The organism is Nonomuraea marmarensis (assembly GCF_043197025.1).
Lineage (GTDB): Bacteria > Actinomycetota > Actinomycetes > Streptosporangiales > Streptosporangiaceae > Nonomuraea > Nonomuraea marmarensis.
The window spans coordinates 125,240-141,506 of record NZ_JBICRM010000016.1 but is presented as its reverse complement, the minus strand read 5'-3'; the positions used below and the strand labels follow the sequence as shown (position 1 = coordinate 141,506).

The 16,267-nt window shown below is 68.1% G+C and carries 13 protein-coding genes, 4 tRNA genes and 1 riboswitch; of the genes, 6 read left to right on the top strand and 11 right to left on the bottom strand.

Translation table 11 applies throughout. The annotated features are described in order from the left end of the window. Positions 1 to 38: 38 nt before the first annotated feature. Entirely contained in the window at positions 39 to 3,611 is a 3,573-nt protein-coding gene (locus tag ACFLIM_RS25980) for a S8 family serine peptidase (protein ID WP_393169684.1), read from the bottom strand. 226 nt (positions 3,612 to 3,837) lie between these two features. Here ACFLIM_RS25980 and ACFLIM_RS25975 point away from each other — a divergent pair, with 226 nt between their 5' ends. After that, positions 3,838 to 4,035: an alpha/beta fold hydrolase gene (locus ACFLIM_RS25975; protein ID WP_393169682.1), complete on the top strand. Its 198-nt coding sequence runs from the start codon at positions 3,838 to 3,840 to the stop codon at positions 4,033 to 4,035. A 51-nt stretch (positions 4,036 to 4,086) separates the two neighbouring features. Next, the gene (locus ACFLIM_RS25970; protein ID WP_393169680.1) at positions 4,087 to 5,049 is read left to right on the top strand and encodes a helix-turn-helix domain-containing protein; all 963 of its coding nucleotides are present in this window, start codon (positions 4,087 to 4,089) and stop codon (positions 5,047 to 5,049) included. Between the two features lie 48 nt (positions 5,050 to 5,097). On the opposite strand, the gene ACFLIM_RS25965 is transcribed toward ACFLIM_RS25970, so the two are convergent. The 10 genes from ACFLIM_RS25965 to ACFLIM_RS25920 all read right to left on the bottom strand — a co-directional run bounded on the left by ACFLIM_RS25965 (position 5,098) and on the right by ACFLIM_RS25920 (position 11,676). Continuing rightward, complete coding sequence (locus ACFLIM_RS25965) at positions 5,098 to 5,409, bottom strand: hypothetical protein (protein ID WP_393169678.1); 312 nt, start codon at positions 5,407 to 5,409, stop codon at positions 5,098 to 5,100. A gap of 533 nt (positions 5,410 to 5,942) precedes the next feature. Next, positions 5,943 to 6,272 carry a hypothetical protein gene (locus ACFLIM_RS25960; RefSeq protein WP_393169676.1) on the bottom strand — a complete coding sequence of 110 codons (330 nt, stop codon included), beginning with the start codon at positions 6,270 to 6,272 and terminating at the stop codon, positions 5,943 to 5,945. A gap of 16 nt (positions 6,273 to 6,288) precedes the next feature. Continuing rightward, positions 6,289 to 6,687 (bottom strand): hypothetical protein, encoded by a 399-nt coding sequence (locus ACFLIM_RS25955; protein ID WP_393169674.1) that lies wholly within the window; start codon positions 6,685 to 6,687, stop codon positions 6,289 to 6,291. Between the two features lie 342 nt (positions 6,688 to 7,029). Further along, the gene (locus tag ACFLIM_RS25950; RefSeq protein ID WP_393169673.1) at positions 7,030 to 7,911 is read right to left on the bottom strand and encodes a helix-turn-helix domain-containing protein; all 882 of its coding nucleotides are present in this window, start codon (positions 7,909 to 7,911) and stop codon (positions 7,030 to 7,032) included. Positions 7,912 to 7,939: 28 nt separating this feature from the next. Next, the gene (locus ACFLIM_RS25945) at positions 7,940 to 8,689 is read right to left on the bottom strand and encodes a DUF6879 family protein (RefSeq protein ID WP_393169671.1); all 750 of its coding nucleotides are present in this window, start codon (positions 8,687 to 8,689) and stop codon (positions 7,940 to 7,942) included. A 224-nt stretch (positions 8,690 to 8,913) separates the two neighbouring features. Further along, positions 8,914 to 8,985: transfer RNA gene (locus ACFLIM_RS25940), tRNA-Val, on the bottom strand. Between the two features lie 21 nt (positions 8,986 to 9,006). Next, positions 9,007 to 9,078, bottom strand: a tRNA-Gly gene (locus ACFLIM_RS25935). 49 nt (positions 9,079 to 9,127) lie between these two features. Further along, positions 9,128 to 9,198, bottom strand: a tRNA-Cys gene (locus ACFLIM_RS25930). A 15-nt stretch (positions 9,199 to 9,213) separates the two neighbouring features. Beyond that, positions 9,214 to 9,285: transfer RNA gene (locus ACFLIM_RS25925), tRNA-Gly, on the bottom strand. A gap of 93 nt (positions 9,286 to 9,378) precedes the next feature. Beyond that, on the bottom strand, positions 9,379 to 11,676 hold the full coding sequence (locus tag ACFLIM_RS25920; protein WP_393169669.1) for an N-acetylmuramoyl-L-alanine amidase: 2,298 nt from the start codon (positions 11,674 to 11,676) through the stop codon (positions 9,379 to 9,381). Between the two features lie 341 nt (positions 11,677 to 12,017). Here ACFLIM_RS25920 and ACFLIM_RS25915 point away from each other — a divergent pair, with 341 nt between their 5' ends. The 4 genes from ACFLIM_RS25915 to ACFLIM_RS25900 all read left to right on the top strand — a co-directional run bounded on the left by ACFLIM_RS25915 (position 12,018) and on the right by ACFLIM_RS25900 (position 16,026). After that, complete coding sequence (locus ACFLIM_RS25915) at positions 12,018 to 12,290, top strand: hypothetical protein (RefSeq protein ID WP_393169667.1); 273 nt, start codon at positions 12,018 to 12,020, stop codon at positions 12,288 to 12,290. 22 nt (positions 12,291 to 12,312) lie between these two features. Beyond that, a complete protein-coding gene (gene glmS, locus ACFLIM_RS25910) occupies positions 12,313 to 14,133 on the top strand; it encodes a glutamine--fructose-6-phosphate transaminase (isomerizing) (protein WP_393169665.1) in 1,821 nt (606 codons plus the stop codon). Between the two features lie 34 nt (positions 14,134 to 14,167). Further along, positions 14,168 to 14,971: an SAM-dependent methyltransferase gene (locus tag ACFLIM_RS25905; protein WP_393169662.1), complete on the top strand. Its 804-nt coding sequence runs from the start codon at positions 14,168 to 14,170 to the stop codon at positions 14,969 to 14,971. A gap of 113 nt (positions 14,972 to 15,084) precedes the next feature. Further along, the gene (locus tag ACFLIM_RS25900; protein WP_393169660.1) at positions 15,085 to 16,026 is read left to right on the top strand and encodes a tripartite tricarboxylate transporter substrate-binding protein; all 942 of its coding nucleotides are present in this window, start codon (positions 15,085 to 15,087) and stop codon (positions 16,024 to 16,026) included. Between the two features lie 4 nt (positions 16,027 to 16,030). Beyond that, positions 16,031 to 16,226, top strand: a riboswitch (cobalamin riboswitch). The last annotated feature ends 41 nt before the right edge of the window (positions 16,227 to 16,267 follow it).

The following is a 16,267-nucleotide window of genomic DNA, read 5'->3' as shown; positions in this document are numbered from 1 at the left end:
GATGGGCCTCCGCGATACGGTGGAGGCCCATCTCAGGCTCAGCGCAGGCCGACGGCCCTGATCACCGTCTGGGTGACGGTGTTGCCGGCCGAGTCACCCGCACTTGCCCTCAGGGACACGAACGACGCCTTCTTCGGGGCGTCCAGCCGGCACCGCCCGTCGTGGCCGCACGTGGACCGCTGCCAGGTCTTCCCGTCGTCGTAGGACAGTTCCAGCGTGATCGGGCCGATCCGGCCGGCCCCGACGGCGTCGGGCAACGACGTGGCGGAGACGGTCAGTGCGGCGTTCCTCGCCACCTTGCCCGCGTCGTCGGTGGTGATGCCGTACTCGAGTTGCGGCAGCGGGAGGACCGCCTGGGCGTCGTCCGCCGGGGCCTTCGAGCTGAAGGCCCATTCCGTACGGGTGGTGGAGGAGTACGGGCTGACCGACGCGTCCCGGCTGTTCTGCACGACCAGCCGGTAGGGCAGCTTGCCGGTGCCCGGCGCGGTCCCGCCGACCACGGTGCCCGTCCCCTGCGCCAGTCGCGTCTCGCCCTGGTACAGGGTGAGGGTCTGCTGAGTGCGCTGGTAGTCCATGGACATGCCGACGTGGTCGGAGCCACCGTAGCCGGGGACGTCGAAACTCAGCCGGCTCCCGCTCCGGCTGGGCAGCTTGTAGTTGTCGTTCAGGTGGGGACGCTCGATCGGCTTGAACCACTCCTGGGACTGGGTGCTGCCGGGCCGGTAGGAGACCCTGGGCTCGATCTCGTAGATCAGCCCGTCGACGTAAGCCTCCTGTCCCCAGGTGTAGTCGCCGCCGGTGGAGACCCAGTCGACGCGTTGCCCGTTCACCGGCTCCCGCATCGTGGTGCCGATGCCCCAGTTGGAGTAGGAGGGCCAGTCGAAGCGGTACTCGCCGCCTCCCAGCGTCGGGTCCGGGCTGTCGAAGGTGACGTCCACCCGCGCCAGGTTCTTCGGGCCGCCCTGCACGACCAGGTCGGACGGGATCTCGTTGTGCCAGGTCCGCATGAGGTCGTAGACGTACGGGCTGACCGGCTGCGAGTCGACCCTGAGCGTGCTCCTGCCGTCGCGGACCTGCTGGATGAGCTTCTCGCCTTCGTCGGTGCTGAGCAGCGCGACGTCGATCGGGGCGGGAGTGAACGGATCGAGGCTGTACGGGCGGATCTGCCGTCCCGCCTGATCGTTCTCGACCAGCAGGAGCTTGGCGCCCGCCTGCGCGGCGGCCGTCGCCTGGTCGGCGTCGCCGACCGCGCTGTTGCGGCGTACCACCACGACCTTGCCCCGCGCGTCGAGCCCGGCGTAGTCCGCGCTCGCGCCGTCGCCCGCGAAGACGGCGGGCAGGTCGTAGTGGCCCTGGGGCAGCGGCGTGAGCCAGTCCTGCCGCAGCACGTCGGTGAAGTCGGTCGTGCGGGTGGAGACGCTCAGCGCGGGAAGTTCCTTGCGCCACCGGGCGGCCAGATAGAAGTCGCCGTGGGTCACCTTGGCCGCCGTGGGCTGGGCCCAGAGGCTGTCGTAGCTGGTCTGGGTCTCCATGTAGTCGCGCCAGGACGCGCCGCCCATCGAGCGGTCGTACTCCAGGCGCTGGTACGTCACCTCGGTCTTCTGCGGCGTGGTCATGTCGACCCGGCGGATCTTCGCGGCGTCGAGTGTGACGGTCGTGTCCCGGTCCATGTTGACGTCGGGGTCGCCGAGCAGCGCCATGCCCAGCGAATGCGGGCCGTGCACGCCTCGCACGTCCTTGAAGGACATCACCGAGTACACGTCGCCGGGCAGGTACACCTGGCCCGTGCCTGATTCGTCGATGATGAAGAACTGGGGGTCGTACTCACCCGACTTGAGGACCTCGACGACACCCCGCATGGGCTTGCCCTGTGCGTCCTTGAGGATCATGGTCAGCTTGTGCGCCACGTCGCCCAGTGACACGGCGGTGTGCGCCGCCAGGTTTCCGGCCGGGTCGGTCGCCAGGAGCTGGCCGCTGTAGCGGGCGTTCCCGGTCGCCGGGGAGCCGTCGATCGTGACGGTGACCTGGGCGGTGCCGTGCGCCGGCACGACGACCCGGTCCGCGGACAGCCGGAACACGCCCGCGGGCGCGTTCGGCGCCTCGACGGCCAAGCTGAGGGTGACCTCGGAGCCGGTGGTGTTGGTGTAGGTCACCGGGCGCTGGACCGCGCCGGAGCCGTCCGCCGTCACCTGTCCGGCGTAGGCGGTCGCCGAGGCGAAGACGCCCGCGTGCGCGGCCGCCGCGACGTCCAGCCGGCCGCTGCCGCCCTGGAACGCGTCGTACGCAGGGGTGCGCAGGGAACTACTGGTCAGCAGGTCCTTGAGCTGGCCGCCGGTCAGCTCCGGGTGGACGGCGGCCAGCAGGGCCGCGGCGCCCGCCACGTGCGGGGTGGCCATGGAGGTGCCGCTGAGCGTCTGGTAGGCGCCCTCGCCCTCGGGGGCGTACTGGGAACGCGCCGCGAGGACGTCGACGCCGGGGGCGGTGATCTCCGGCTTCAGCGCGCCGTCGCCGACCCGCGGGCCCTGGTTCGAGAAGAACGCCACGGAGTCCGTGGAGTCGACCGCGCCCACGGTCAGCGCCGCGTCCGCCGCTCCGGGGCCGCTGATGCTGTAAGGGGAGCCGGTGTTGCCCGCGGCGACCACGAACAGCGCCCCGGTCTGGGCACTGAGGCGGTTGACCGCCTCGCTCTGCGGGTCGGTGCCGTCCGACGGGGTGTCGGAGCCGAGGCTCATGTTGATGACCTTGGCGTGCTGGTCGATCGCCGCCCACTCCATTCCGGCCAGCACCCAGGAGTCCAGCCCGGAACCGGTGTCGGACAGCACCTTGCCGATGTGGAGTTCGGCGCCGGGTGCGACGCCCTTCTCCCGGCCGTCGGAGGCCGCACCGGTGCCCGCGATGGTGGACGCGACGTGCGTACCGTGGCCGTTGTGGTCCTCCACGTCCTCCTCCGGCACGAAGCTTTTCGTGGTGGCTAAGCGGCCGGCGAGGTCCGGGTGCCCGGTGTCCACGCCGGTGTCGAGCACGGCGACGGCCACGCCCTGCCCGGTGTCGCCGCCCGCCCACACCTGGGGGGCGCCGATCTGGGCCGTGGTGTCGGCGAGGTCGGCCTTGACGGTGCCATCCAGCCAGATCCGCGCGATGCCGCCGCCGAAGGCCGGCTTCGCACTCGCCCGGGCGGCCGGCGGGGCGGCGGTGACCGCGCTCCAGAAGTCCGCGGACCGGGCCCGGTCCTCGGTGACTGCGGCGCCCTGGATGCTGCTGAGGTCCCGTACCCGGGTGGCGCCCGGGGGCGGAGCGCTCGCGCGCAGGCCGTTCTGGGCGTACGAGACGATCAGCGGCAGCCGGTCGCGGTGCGCGTCGTCGTACCCGTCGGCGACGAGGTCACTGATGTTGAACAGCCGCCGGTCCAGGATGCCTTGGGCCACGTACGGGAGGACGGAGTCGGGGTAGACGTAGAGATCGCCCGCCGTCTCCATGACGCGGGCCTGGGCCGGCGATCCGCCGGGGCCGCTGACGACGACCGTGCCGCCGGACTGTCCCGGTTCGGGGGACTGGCGGGTGGTGACGACGTCCCCGGTGATCAGCGTGACCGAGTGACTGCCCGGGGGCACATCTGGGGAGGGGGTGTCTGCCAGAGCGGTGAGTGGACTGGACAGTGCGAGCACTAAAGCGCCGGCGATCGCCGGCACGCTCCAGCGTCGGTGTAGTTGCTTCAACGGTTTCCCTGCAATTGATCGACAGTTCGCGAGGATTGTCGCGAAACAGCCTTGCGGCACACCCGATGGGGGGCATGCCGGATTCTCGCAGCGAAGCCTGTCCTCGTGACCCGTCTTCATAGTGATCTTCGCCACGCCGCCGACGCCCTCGACGTTCGTCCTGCCTCGGCACGATCGCACGCTGCGACCGGACTGGATGCGCAAGATCGCAGGTGAACGGCTTGGCGTCGAGCCGGTCGAGGTCGACTGCGGCCATTTCCCGCATGTCTCGCGCCCCCATCGGCTGGCCGACATCCTTGAGCAATACCCGGTGGATTGACCTCATTCGCGACGGGCCACCGGCAACCCGCTGCCCGACGTCCAGGTGACCGTGACCGCGGCGGACACCGGCCTGCGGATCCCGCAGGGTGACCGTCCCGCCCCAACCGAAGGGCTCCCCTCCGTGCACGGTGACCGTCTCTTCGACGGCGGCGTCGAGCAGGAGGCCACGCAGGAGTCCGACGCCTGGCCCCAGCAGAACTGCCGGGCCGCGGCGGAGAAACAGCTCGGGTTCCGTAACGGAACCGGCGAAGCCACGTACAGGTCCCCGGTCGAGCCGGTGTCCGGTTGCTCCAGGAACGTGTCATCGCCGGGCCTGCGCCGAGGCGTGCAAGGCCATGGCGGCCATGCGGGCCTGAGAGCCCGCCCAGCCGGGTCCCGGCCGGCGCCTTTCCCGATCACCGCGAAAGGCGCCGGCCGGCTGCTCCGCCGCGATGTTCGCCTGGCGGGCGGCGACGACGGTGGGCGCTGCGCCCGGCTCTCCACGCATTATCAACAGATTCTCAACAACCGCGCGGTTAACGTCGCTGAATGGGAGGTACCGGAACGGAGGGACGAGATGAGCTCCTGGCGGCCACTGCGTGACAACGTGGGCTCGGAAATGCGGTTGCTCACCGTTGAATTGCGTACCCTAAAAGACCGGACGGGGTTGAGTCTCGAAGCCCTGGCGAAGAAAACTTCCTGCAGCACATCGTCGTGGAGTCGCTATTTGAACGGCCAGACACTTGCCCCGCGTGATCTGGTCGCCGCGCTCGGTGTATTTGCTGATGCGGATCAGCCGCGGCTAATGGCGCTGTGGGAACTGGCGGACTCCTGCTGGTATCAGCAGACCCCAGGCGAACAGAAGTGTGCTGATACCAACCCCGGCGTTTCTGATGGCGGCAGTTGGCGTCTTGTCGTGGTCGCCGGCGCGGTAGCGGCGGTGTTCATCGGGATAGCGGCATATTTCTGCCTACGGGGCAGGCACAGAGCAGGCATGACGCCGCATCACCCCCGAGTGCGACGCCATGCCTGATCCTTCACCGACAGGTCCCTCGGTCGGCGTCTGCCAAGGCACCCGGGGTCAGCAACTCACGGTCTTCTGGTAGAACCCGGTGTACCTGTGGGTGAAACTCCTGCCTGGCGACAAGCTCTTGCACGAGGAGTCGCGGCCGGCGCGGATGATCACCTTGGCGCGTACGTAATAGCGGCAGTTGTTGGTGACCTTGACCATCTTGGTGTATGAGATGATCCCCGTCTTGGTGTGCACGCAGCCAGGAAGGGCGGCCTGCGTGCTGATGGCCTCGACCGCGGCGGCCTGCGCAGGCGAGGCCGCGAGCAAGCCGATGCCTGCGACGGCGGCCGTGGCCAGCGCGGCGCGGATTCTGAATGACATATTCAGCCTTTCGTTCGGTGCTGACCCGCAAATCGTCACCGCGCGCCGACACCCTCCGCCAGAGGCCGCCGCCGATGCGGGACGTTCTGGGATGACCTGGCCGGCTACCTGCGCGGACACGAGCCTGCCCGGGACATTCCGGGTCGTGAATCGAAGAGAGCATGGAAAGCCGCCGAGGCTCATCGATGCGATCGGCCCTGCCCGGCAGTGGCTGGACATCCCCGTACCCACCCCGCCGAAGCGGGCAGGAACGGGTCTCGGCGTTCCTCGCTCCTGCGAGTTCGATGCCGTGGGCGTGTCTCATCCGTACGTCACCTTCGCAGGCCCGTACGTGAAATCGGAGATACGCGAGCACCGGGCCGCGCGGTCATGAAAGTGGCCCCCGCCAGTTGCCCAGTTTGGCGGGGGCCGGTTCCCTGGCGTCGGCGGCAGGGCCGTCATCCGGAACGGCATCACCAGGGACGGAAACGACCAGCCAGGGTGTGACCCTGCGGGGAAGGCGCACGGCCGGCCGTATACGGTTCGTGGGACGTCTAGGACGCCCGTCTCTCCTGCGCGCCTCTGGGCGTGGCGAGGTCGAGCAGGTATGCGCGCCATACCTCCTGTGCGCGGGCGCGCGCCTTTTCCTGTGCCTGCTCGCGCGGTTGTTCGCAGGAGACGCCGAACACCTCGCTCGGCAGGGTGATGCCGTTCCGGCCCACAAGGTGGATGTGCAAGCCGAACTCGTGCTTGCGGTCAACGAGGGAGAAGATTTGGCGCAGCCCGACCCAGCCGATCTCCCGGAAAAGGGACCCGGGTGAGCGCGCCCATTCGATCTCGGGCAGGTTGTCAGTGCGCTGCTGCGCACCCTTTTTCGTCGTCATGAGAGCTCCGGGGACCTCACACGACGCTCTCAGTGGAGAGCCATTTGCCGTGACTTCCCCCGATCTCGACAGGTGGCAACTTGTCGAAATGGCCCTTGCCTACCGCGTAGGTGAAGAGTTGCCAGTTGACCAGCGTCGTGATGATCGGCTTTGGCTGCTTGCGCGGCTCGTCGATGGTGAACATCACGAGGTTGCCGAATGTCTTCGGCTGGTATTCGTTGGTGCGCAACGCGTTCAGGAACCGCGCCCATGCCTCCGGGGACACTTCGGCAAAGTGTTCCGGGTTGGACAGCTCGCACACGTGGACGCTCTTGAAGCAGGCGAGTTGGCGCGCGGCGACGCAGTTGCCTTGGCTGTTGCCGGCGATGATCCATGGGCCGGTCTCGCGGACCTCTGACGCTGCGGTGTTCACCATGAGGGTGCCTCTCCGGCTGGGATGCGGCTTGTGTTGGGCCGCAGCTCCAGCACTCCGTTCGCTTCGGCTAGTTCGAGGTAGCGCGCAAACCCCAAGCCGCCGCCCGTGCGCTCGGCGCCGCCGCGTGCGAGCATCTGACCGAGGTACCCGGCACGCGTCCAGGTCCACGCCGGTGGCGGCTGGATGGGCGGACCGATCTCGTCAAGCTCTGCGGGCGTTGGGGGGATGTCTGACCATGCGGCACTGTCGTGCCGATGCGCGGGGGCCGTCTGTCCTGCGGGCATGCTTCGACCGTAGAAGCGAACGCTTACACAGCTCGAAAAGTTGCCCAAGTTTGCCCACTCACGGGGGCAAAGCCTCAGTCGCTTGGAGGATCAACCTCTCTGCCGACTGGCCGACAACGGCGAGAGGGAACAACCTCTCCCACGCGGACACGTACATGGCGATCTCGTCGGGCTGCACTATCGTCAGGTAGCCAGACACCAGTTCCACGTTCACCTGAGCAAACTCGGTCATCGTGAACGATTCCTCAGGCCACACGCCCCACCCGCTGACTGTACGGTCAGCGGTCCGAGGGATAACCGCGATCAACACCGAGGGCATCAACATCACCGCCAGCAGATGCCGGAGCTGCTCCGCATGAACGGCCGGAGGTGTGGTCCGATACCACAGCACGCTCTCTTCCAGCAGGAACACGAAGCGGGCGTCCGACCGGTGCAAGACGCGACGGCGCTCCATCCGCTCCGCAACCGCCCCGGCAACGTCGTCGACCTCGATGGCCTGCTCATGCTGGACGGCCTCCAAGGCCGCCATGGTGTAACCCTCCGTCTGGAGAAGGCCAGGGATGACCTTGTTCGAGTACACCCGCATCAGGCGCGCACGCTCGTACCGCTCCCTGACCGACTCCTGCGCACCCTTCAGTCCGCGTCGGTGGAGCTGCTTGTACGTGACCCACATTCCGGCCGCCGCGCGTAGCTCGGCCAGCAACTCCTCGGTGCGCCCCGGTGACACGTTGCAGGCTCGGCACCAGGCGCGCAGATCCTCGGGCGAGATCGGACGGGCGGCATGTTCGATCTTGGAGACCTTCGAGACGCCATGCCACCCCGCCAGCTCGGCCAGCTTGCGGCCGGTCAGACCAGCGTCCTCACGGATCTCGCGAAGTTGGTCGGCCAGGCGTTGCCGCGCGGCTTGGGCGCTGGAGGAGGGAGAGGGGGATGACGCCATGGTGGAGGATCTTGATATCCGATCTGAGCTACGTCGGTTGGTACTGCTGATGCGGGGTCGCCCGTTCCCAGATCTGCTCGAATATGGCGATGCACCGATTGACCAGGTCCGGATCATTGGTGAACTGATCTTCGTCGGTGTCTATTCCCGCGCCAGAGTTGAAATTGAAGCAGATCACTTTCCCGTCGAACATCCAGAAGTCCGTGCCGGGCAGCATCAGGTCGAACGCCTGGCGGCGCGGAAGCCAGCGTACTTCCTCCCCGGCTTCTACGTTTTCGTCGGTGATCATGTGTTCCCAGCGGATGTAGTCGCTGATCGGCTCGGACACTACCCGTGCGCGGCGTATGCGGACCCCGCGCCCCACTGCCTCGTGGACCGTGTCCGTCCAGCCATGTCGGTCGTAGCGGCCTGAACCGCCAGCGAGAAAGTCTTGGAACGCCGGATGGCTGGGGTCGTAGGTGTCGCGCGTCTCCAGGTGGACAGCCGAGTGACGGGCTCCGCGAATCATGTCTCTGATCGTCGTCGGCCCGTGTCCAACACGACCGGCCTCGAAGGTGCCCGCCACTGCTTCGGCGATGATCGGCCTCATTCTGCCCGGCTGCCGGACAACTGCCTCATCTGCTCCGATGGGACTGTGCTTCGCGATCTTGGCCAGCAGTGTCGGATCGGTGACGAGCTTTCCCTGAAAGAAGATCCTTTCCGTCTCGTCATCGACGAACACGGCACAGCACTTGTCGTCCGGCGAGTTGGGGTCCATGCCGACGAAGTGGAATGCCATCGCTTCACTCCTCGCTCGGGTTTGCCCGATGTTGCCCCGCAACTGCTGAGCCTGAACGCTGGCGGAGGGACAGTCAAGGGATGGTGTCCAGGATCGGATTCGAGGGGGTCAGCACAACGCCGGCACCGCTGACAACAGCCGTGATCGGCCCGGGAGAACAAGAAGCCCCAGGCTCTCGGCAGGTGCCGTGAGCTGGGGCTTGACTCCTGTTGACCAGGTCGGAGTGGACGATACTGGGATTGAACCAGTGACCTCTTCCGTGTCAGGGAAGCGCTCTCCCGCTGAGCTAATCGTCCGTATTGAGTTGGAGAACTCAGAGCGGAAGACGGGATTCGAACCCGCGACCCTCACCTTGGCAAGGTGATGCTCTACCACTGAGCCACTTCCGCATGGCGCCGCACTTACTGTAGCGGATCCCGAAGGGTCCACCGATCATCGAGGTGGAGACGGGATTTGAACCCGTGTAGACGGCTTTGCAGGCCGCTGCCTCGCCTCTCGGCCACTCCACCAGGAGTCTTGCTCCGAGCGGAAGACGGGATTCGAACCCGCGACCCTCACCTTGGCAAGGTGATGCTCTACCACTGAGCCACTTCCGCGTGAATCCCGGGCGCGACGTGCGCCGAGGCCACGGGAAAACCATATCGTCTCCGCGGAGTGCCCGTGCGCAGGGAGAGGTCCGTGGGGTTGATTCACCGGATCACGCGTACGTCCTTGGCCATCACGAACATCACCCGGTGCCCGAGCTGGATCTGGTGATAGTGAATCCGGCCGGTCGTGGTGACGTGTCTGGCGGGGTTGAAGGCTTTCGCGGAGTAGTAGGAGGCGGTGACCGTACCGCCCAGGGCGTAGGACTGGCCGGGGGCGATCTTGTACTTGAGCGGGGTCAAGGGCTGGGAGGAGGCGCTCGTGTACGCGGACTTCTCGGGGTACGCGCGGCCGTACACCTTGACCTTGGACGTCAGGGGAGTGACCAGCGGGCCTTTGGCCGGGATGGCGGTGGGGGCGGAGGCCGGGTTGTGGAACCAGGCCTTCTGGCCCAGATACCAGATGGCCGTCCAGTCGCCCTGTCTGGCCGCGACGGCGTAGCGCTGGCCGGTGGAGGCGCGGGCGCTGTGGTCGTACACGCTGTACGTGCTGGGTTTGCCCGGGTGTTTGCCCAGGTCGGTGACCAGGGGGGAGGTCTCGCTCGGCTCCTTGTGCAGCCAGACGGTGGCGGCGCCGTGCTCAGGGCAGGGCTGGGCGGGCTTGGTGGTCACGCAGCCGGTGAAGCGGGGGCGGTGGGTGTTGTACGGCGGGCGGATGATGATGGAATCACCGTTCTTGGCGGGCTTGAACGGCTTGCCCATGAGGTCGAAATAGTGGGCCCAGTCCCAGTACGGGCCGGGGTCCTCGTGCATTCCGGCGACCGTTTGGGGACTGGTGCCGGGTACGTTGTCGTGACCGAGGATGTGGGCGCGGTTAAGAGGGATGTCGTATTTGTCGGCCAGATATTTCACAAGTTTGGCTGATGAACGGTACATCGCCTCCGTGTACCAGGTGCCCCCTTTGGCCAGGTAGCCCTCGTGCTCGATGCCGATTGAACGCGTATTGATGTCCCAGTTGCCCGCATGCCAGGCGATGTCTCTCGTCGGTACGTGCTGGGCGACATGTCCGTCACGTGAGCGGATCGTGTAGTGCCAGCTCACGTATTTCGGGTTGCGGATCATGGCTGGGATGCCCTGGTAGGTGCCCTCGGTGTCGTGGATGACGATGTAGTCGACGGATCGGTCCCTGCTCAGACGGTCGTGGTTGCCGTAGTCCCGGTGCTTCTTCTTGCCGAAACGTTCGTGGGCGGCGGGCATCCATTCGCAGGCCAGGGAGTCGGGGCACTCCGCCTGCCCGCCGGGCGGCGATCCGAGTTCGCCGGTCGCTTCGAGTTGCCCCGCCTGCCCGCCCTCTCCGATGACGGAAAGCGGAGACTGCCCGTCGGTGTCTGTCTGGTCGTCCGTATGGGTCTCCTCGCCTGTGGCGGTCTGCGGGTCGTCGTTGGTCTGCTCATTGGTGGCGGGTGGTGCGTCGGTGTCGGTCTGCTCGTTCGGGATGGGCTGCGGGTCGGTGTCGGTCTGCTCGTTGGGGACCGGCTGTGCGTCGGTGTCGGTTTGCGTGTCGGTTTCGGCCCGCTCGCCGGCGGCGGTCCGCGAATCGGCCCGCGCCTGCTCGTCGGAGGCGCTCTCCGTGGGGGTGCCGGCGGCCGGCAGGTCTGGTACGGGGTCGAGCCGTACCAGGTGACCGTCGTCGGTACGGTGCTCCGCCCCTTCCCGCATCACCGAGAACACCTCGTCGGCGAACTCCCGCGAGGCGGCCGGGTCCTCGGTGCCCGAATAGCGGGCGATGGCCTCGTACCAGTCGGCGGGCTTGGCGCTGGGATGTTCCTGGTAGGAGGCGAGCAGGGCGGCGCCGGCTCTGATGTTCGCGGCGGGATCCTCCCGCAGCCGGGCGGGCGCGACGCCGATGAGGCGTCCGGCCTGGGGGAGCGTCGTCTGCTGGGGTGGCTGCGACATCCGCAGCGCCGAGGAGGGGGAGGGTGCGGTGAGCGGGCGGCGCATCGGGCGGGCGTCGTCGCCTCGCGCATCCCCCAGCGCGTCGCCGAGCACGACGCCGGTGGCCTCGCCTGCCATGTGGCCGGGCGTCGCTGCCTCGGCGGGGAACGCGTCCACCAGGTGCATCGGCCCGTAGCCCCCCGCCGTGCTCGGCTGCCCCGCGTTCGCGTCCCAGCGGGACTCCAGGTACGCGACCCCGAGCAGCACGCTCTCCGGCACCCCGTACTCACGAGCGGCGGCGGCGAAGTCGGCCTGACGTCCGGAAGCGCGCAGTGCGGTGAAGTCCGCCTGCATCGAAGCCGGGAAGGTGGAGCCGGCAGGTGTGGTGAGGGTCCCGGCGGCCAGGACGGCGGCGAGCCAGAGCTGCATGAACATCTCCCCATGGAACGTCACGATACGACTACTCACCGTAACCGTTCCCAGAAAGGGATGTGTCAGACGGGTCGGATGATACGCATGAGATCAGCAAGATCCTTGGCGAACTCGGCATCCCAGTCATCGGTCGCGAGATGCTCGGCCAGCCGCTGATGGGCAGGCGCGCCGATCTCACCCGGTTACTGGGCGACGACCATGCTCCAGGCCGCCGTCCTGACCGGCCTCGGCCTCGCCGCCGCGACCTTCGCCTGGCGGCGCTTCACCAAGGGCTGGGGCCGGGAAAGCCTCCGCTAGACCACGCCTAGAGTTAATTCCTGCCCGATATCGGGCAGGATGTTGGCGTGTCTCGTTCCAGAGCCGTAGTGTCCTCGTCTGTGTCGGCACGGCATCCGTTCGAAGATCTCATCACCCACCTCACCAGAACGAGCCCCCTGGGCCCGGGTGAGGCGGCCCGCGTGGTCGCCGACGTGCTGGCGTACTTCTCCGAGCCCGTCGAGGAGTTCGTCCGCCGCCGTCATGGCGAGCTGAAGTCGCGCGGCTTCACCAACGACGAGATCTTCCCCAGGATCGCCGGCGAATTACGCGGCCGCCCGGTCGCGGCGCCAGAGCTGTCCCTGCGGCAGCTTCGCAGGATCGTCTACGGATAATCGGATAAGAGGAGAGACCTCGATGTGCGGAATCGTGGCCTACGTAGGCCCCAAGGACGCCGCCCCCATCCTGTTGGAGGGCCTGCAGCGGCTGGAATACCGGGGCTACGACTCGGCCGGGGTCGTCGTATCCAACAAGGGGCTGAAGGTACGCAAGGTCAAGGGCCGGGTGGCCGATCTGGCCAAGGTCGTACCGGTGCGGTTCAAGGGCGGCCTCGGCATCGGGCACACCAGGTGGGCCACGCACGGCGTCCCCAGTGACGTGAACGCGCATCCGCACCTGTCGACCGACGACCGCATCGCCGTCGTGCACAACGGCATCATCGAGAACGCCGGCGACCTGCGCGCCAAGCTGGAGGCCGACGGCGTGCTGTTCGCCTCCGAGACCGACACCGAGGTGCTCGCGCACCTGATCGCCCGCGCCGCCGACGAGAACGACTCCCTGGAGGAGGCCGTCAGGAAGGCGCTCAAGAGCGTCGTCGGCACGTACGGCATCGCCGTGATCGACGCCGAGCGGCCCGGCGAGGTGGTCGTGGCGCGCAACGGCAGCCCGATCGTGCTCGGGATCGGCGAGAAGGAGATGTTCGCCGCGTCCGACGTGGCCGCCCTGGTCCGCTACACGCGCCAGGTCGTGCACCTGGAGGACGGCGAGCTGGCCGTGCTCAAGGCCGACGGCTTCCACACCTTCGCCAGCGACGCCCGCGAGACGGCCAAGGAGCCGCTGACCGTCGACTGGGACGCCGGGCACTACGACACCGGCGGCTACGAGCACTACCTGCTCAAGGAGATCTCCGAGCAGCCCGAGACGATCACCCGCACGATGAGCGGCCGGCTCGACGAGCGGTTCCACGTGGCCCACCTCGGCGGCCTGAACATGGACGCCCGCGAGACGCGAAGCTTCCGCCGGGTGAAGATCATCGGCTGCGGGTCCGCGTACTACTCGGGGCAGATCGGGGCGCAGCTCATCGAGGAGCTGGCGCGCATCCCGGCCGACGCCGAGCCCGCCAGCGAGTTCCGCTACCGCAACCCGGTCGTGGATCCGAACACGCTCTATGTCGCGATCAGCCAGTCGGGGGAGACGTACGACACGCTCGCCGCCGTACAGGAGCTCAAGCGCAAGGGCGGCCGGGTCATCGGCATCGTCAACGCGGTCGGCAGCGCCATCGCCCGCGAGGTGGACGGCGGCATCTACCTGCACGCGGGGCCGGAGGTCTCCGTGGCCTCGACCAAGGCGTTCACCTCGACCTCGCTGGCGTTCGCGCTGCTCGCGCTGCACCTGGGGCGGGTGCGCGACCTGTCGCCCGCCGACGGGCGGCGGGTCGTGGAGGGCCTGCGCAGGCTGCCCGGGCAGATCGAGGAGATCCTCGCCCAGGGCGACAAGATCGCCGAGCTGGCGCAGAAGTACGCCAAGCACCCGAGCATGATGTTCATCGGCAGGGTGCGCGGCTACCCGGTGGCCCGCGAGGGCGCGCAGAAGCTCAAGGAGATCTCGTACGTGCACGCCGAGGCCTATCCGGCCAGCGAGCTCAAGCACGGCCCCCTCGCGCTGATCGGCCCCGACATGCCGACGGTCGCGATCGTGCCCGACGACGAGCTGCTCGACAAGAACCTCACCACGCTCGGCGAGATCCGCGCCCGGGGCGGCCAGGTGCTCATGGTTGGCCACCGCGAGCCCGACGCCAAGCTGGCCGACGACGTGATCGTGATCCCCAGGAACGAGATCGAGCTCGACCCGATCCTGCTCACGATCCCGCTCCAGCTGCTCGCGTACCATGCCGCCGTGGCGCTCGGCCGCGACGTGGACAAGCCACGCAATCTTGCAAAGAGCGTAACGGTCGAATAATTAACGTAAATTCAGCCACAATCGCCTCAAGGTAGTGTTTTCTAGCTTGAGCCGACATAAATTCGATACTGTGCGGCAGTTCGACCATGAGAGGCCCAACCTCGCACGCATGTACGATTACATGCTCGGCGGGAGGGACAACTTCGCGGTCGACCGCCAGGCCACCGATCAGCTCGCCGAGCTGATCCCGGAGGCGGTCCCGCTGGCCCGCGCGAACCGGGCCTTCCTCCAGCGTGCCGTCCGCTACGTGGCCGCCGCCGGAGTGCGCCAATTCCTCGACCTGGGCAGCGGGTTGCCGACTCAGGGCAGCGCGCACGAGATGGCACCCGCCGCCCGGGTCGTCTACGTCGATCACGACCCGGTGGTGGGCGCGCACGCCAAGGTCCTGCTCGGACGTACGGGCAGGGCCGTGTTCGTCGAGGCCGACCTGCTCGATCCGGACGAGGTGCTGGCCCGGGTCGGCGGCTTCCTCGACCTGGACGAACCGGTCGGGGTGTTGCTGGTGTCGATCCTGCACTTCCTGCCCGACTCCGCCCAGCCGCAGCGCGCGGTGGCCGTCCTTCGCGAGAGGGTGGCGCCGGGCAGCTACCTGGCGATCACCCACGCCACCACGATGGGGCGGCTGGCGGAGGAGCGGGCCTCGGGCGCGCATCGCGGCTCGTCCACCGGCGGCGCCGACCGCACGCCCGCCGAGATCCGCGCGTTCTTCGGCGACTTCCCGCTGGAACCTCCGGGACTGGTGCAGGCCGTGGACTGGCGTCCCGACCGGCCCAAGCTGGTGGGCGACTGGTCGCTGCCGTCCTCCCTGATGGCGGGGGTCGGCAAGAAAGCCGGATGAATTCCGACTTTTCACGACTTTTCACGACTTTTCGTGATTATAGACCCCCATGTGTGGCTGCCCGTAATGTGTCAATAACCTGGAGTAGTAGGAAACTCCGGGAGGAGAGACACATGCGCCGTCGGCGGTTCTTCGCATGGGGGCTCGGCGTGGCTGCGTGCGCGGCCGGCTGCGGCACGGAGCACGTCAACGTGGGCGCACTGCGTACCCGATTCTCGATCAACCCGGGCGCGCAGCGCTGGGCGCGGGTCTGCCGGGCGTTCTCCGGCGCGGCCCGCGCGGCCGGGTACGAGACGGGCACGGGCACGAAGATCACGGTGACCGGCCTGCCCGCGCTGGCCGCCGCCGAGCTGAACAACGGCCAGACGCTGGCCGACACCGCCACCCCGCTGTCCAGGCTCACCGGCGACGTCGAGGTTGTCGTCGTGCCCGGCAACTCGCTGTTCAAGGACTTCGACGACTTCGGCGCCCACCTGCTCGCCCACCCCGGTCAGACGCTGCTGGCCGGAGGGCCGCAGGGCGAGCCCGACCACCTGCTGTTCGGCCTGATCGCCAAGGGGCTCGGCGCGGACACCCGGCAGGTCGACTACACCGGCTACCCCAGCAGCCAGGAGGCCGTCACCGCGCTGCTGTCCGGCAAGGCCGCGGCCGCCGCGGGACTGTTCTCCGACTGGCGCGCCAGCATCGGCGACGGCCGGGTCAGGGCGCTCGCGGTGTCCTCGGCCGCGCGGGTGCCGGACCTCGACGTGCCGACGCTGCTGGAGTCTGGCGTACGGGTCGACTTCGCGGACTGGGTGGCGGCCGTCGGGCCGGATGCCATGACGGACGACAGCCGCGAGGTGGCCATCCGCATGTGCGAGGAGGTGACCGGCTCGCCGGGCTGGCAGTCGGCCTGCCGGGCGAACGGGTGGATCTCGATCCCGCTCAGCGGGGACGACTTCGAGGCGTGGCTCGGCACCGAGGTCGAGCGCACCCGCGCCGTGCTGCGGGATCTCGGGCTGCTCGACACGACGAGAGCCACAAGATGCGGGATCGGTTGCGGAAACGGCCACTAGATGTAGGATCCTCGTCGTCGCTGGTTCGCCTCTTCGGAGGCGGAGCAAAAGGGAACCCGGTGCGATTCCGGGGCTGCCCCGCAGCGGTGAGCGGGAACGACCGCCGTCATTGAGCACTGGAGCGATCCGGGAAGCGACGGCCAGTAGGAGCGTCAAGCGCGCCCGCGAGCCCGAAGACCTGCCGGCGGCGCCGGGCCACGTGCCCGGCGAGAAGTGTCCAGGGCCTCGAGGGAGGGCCGGG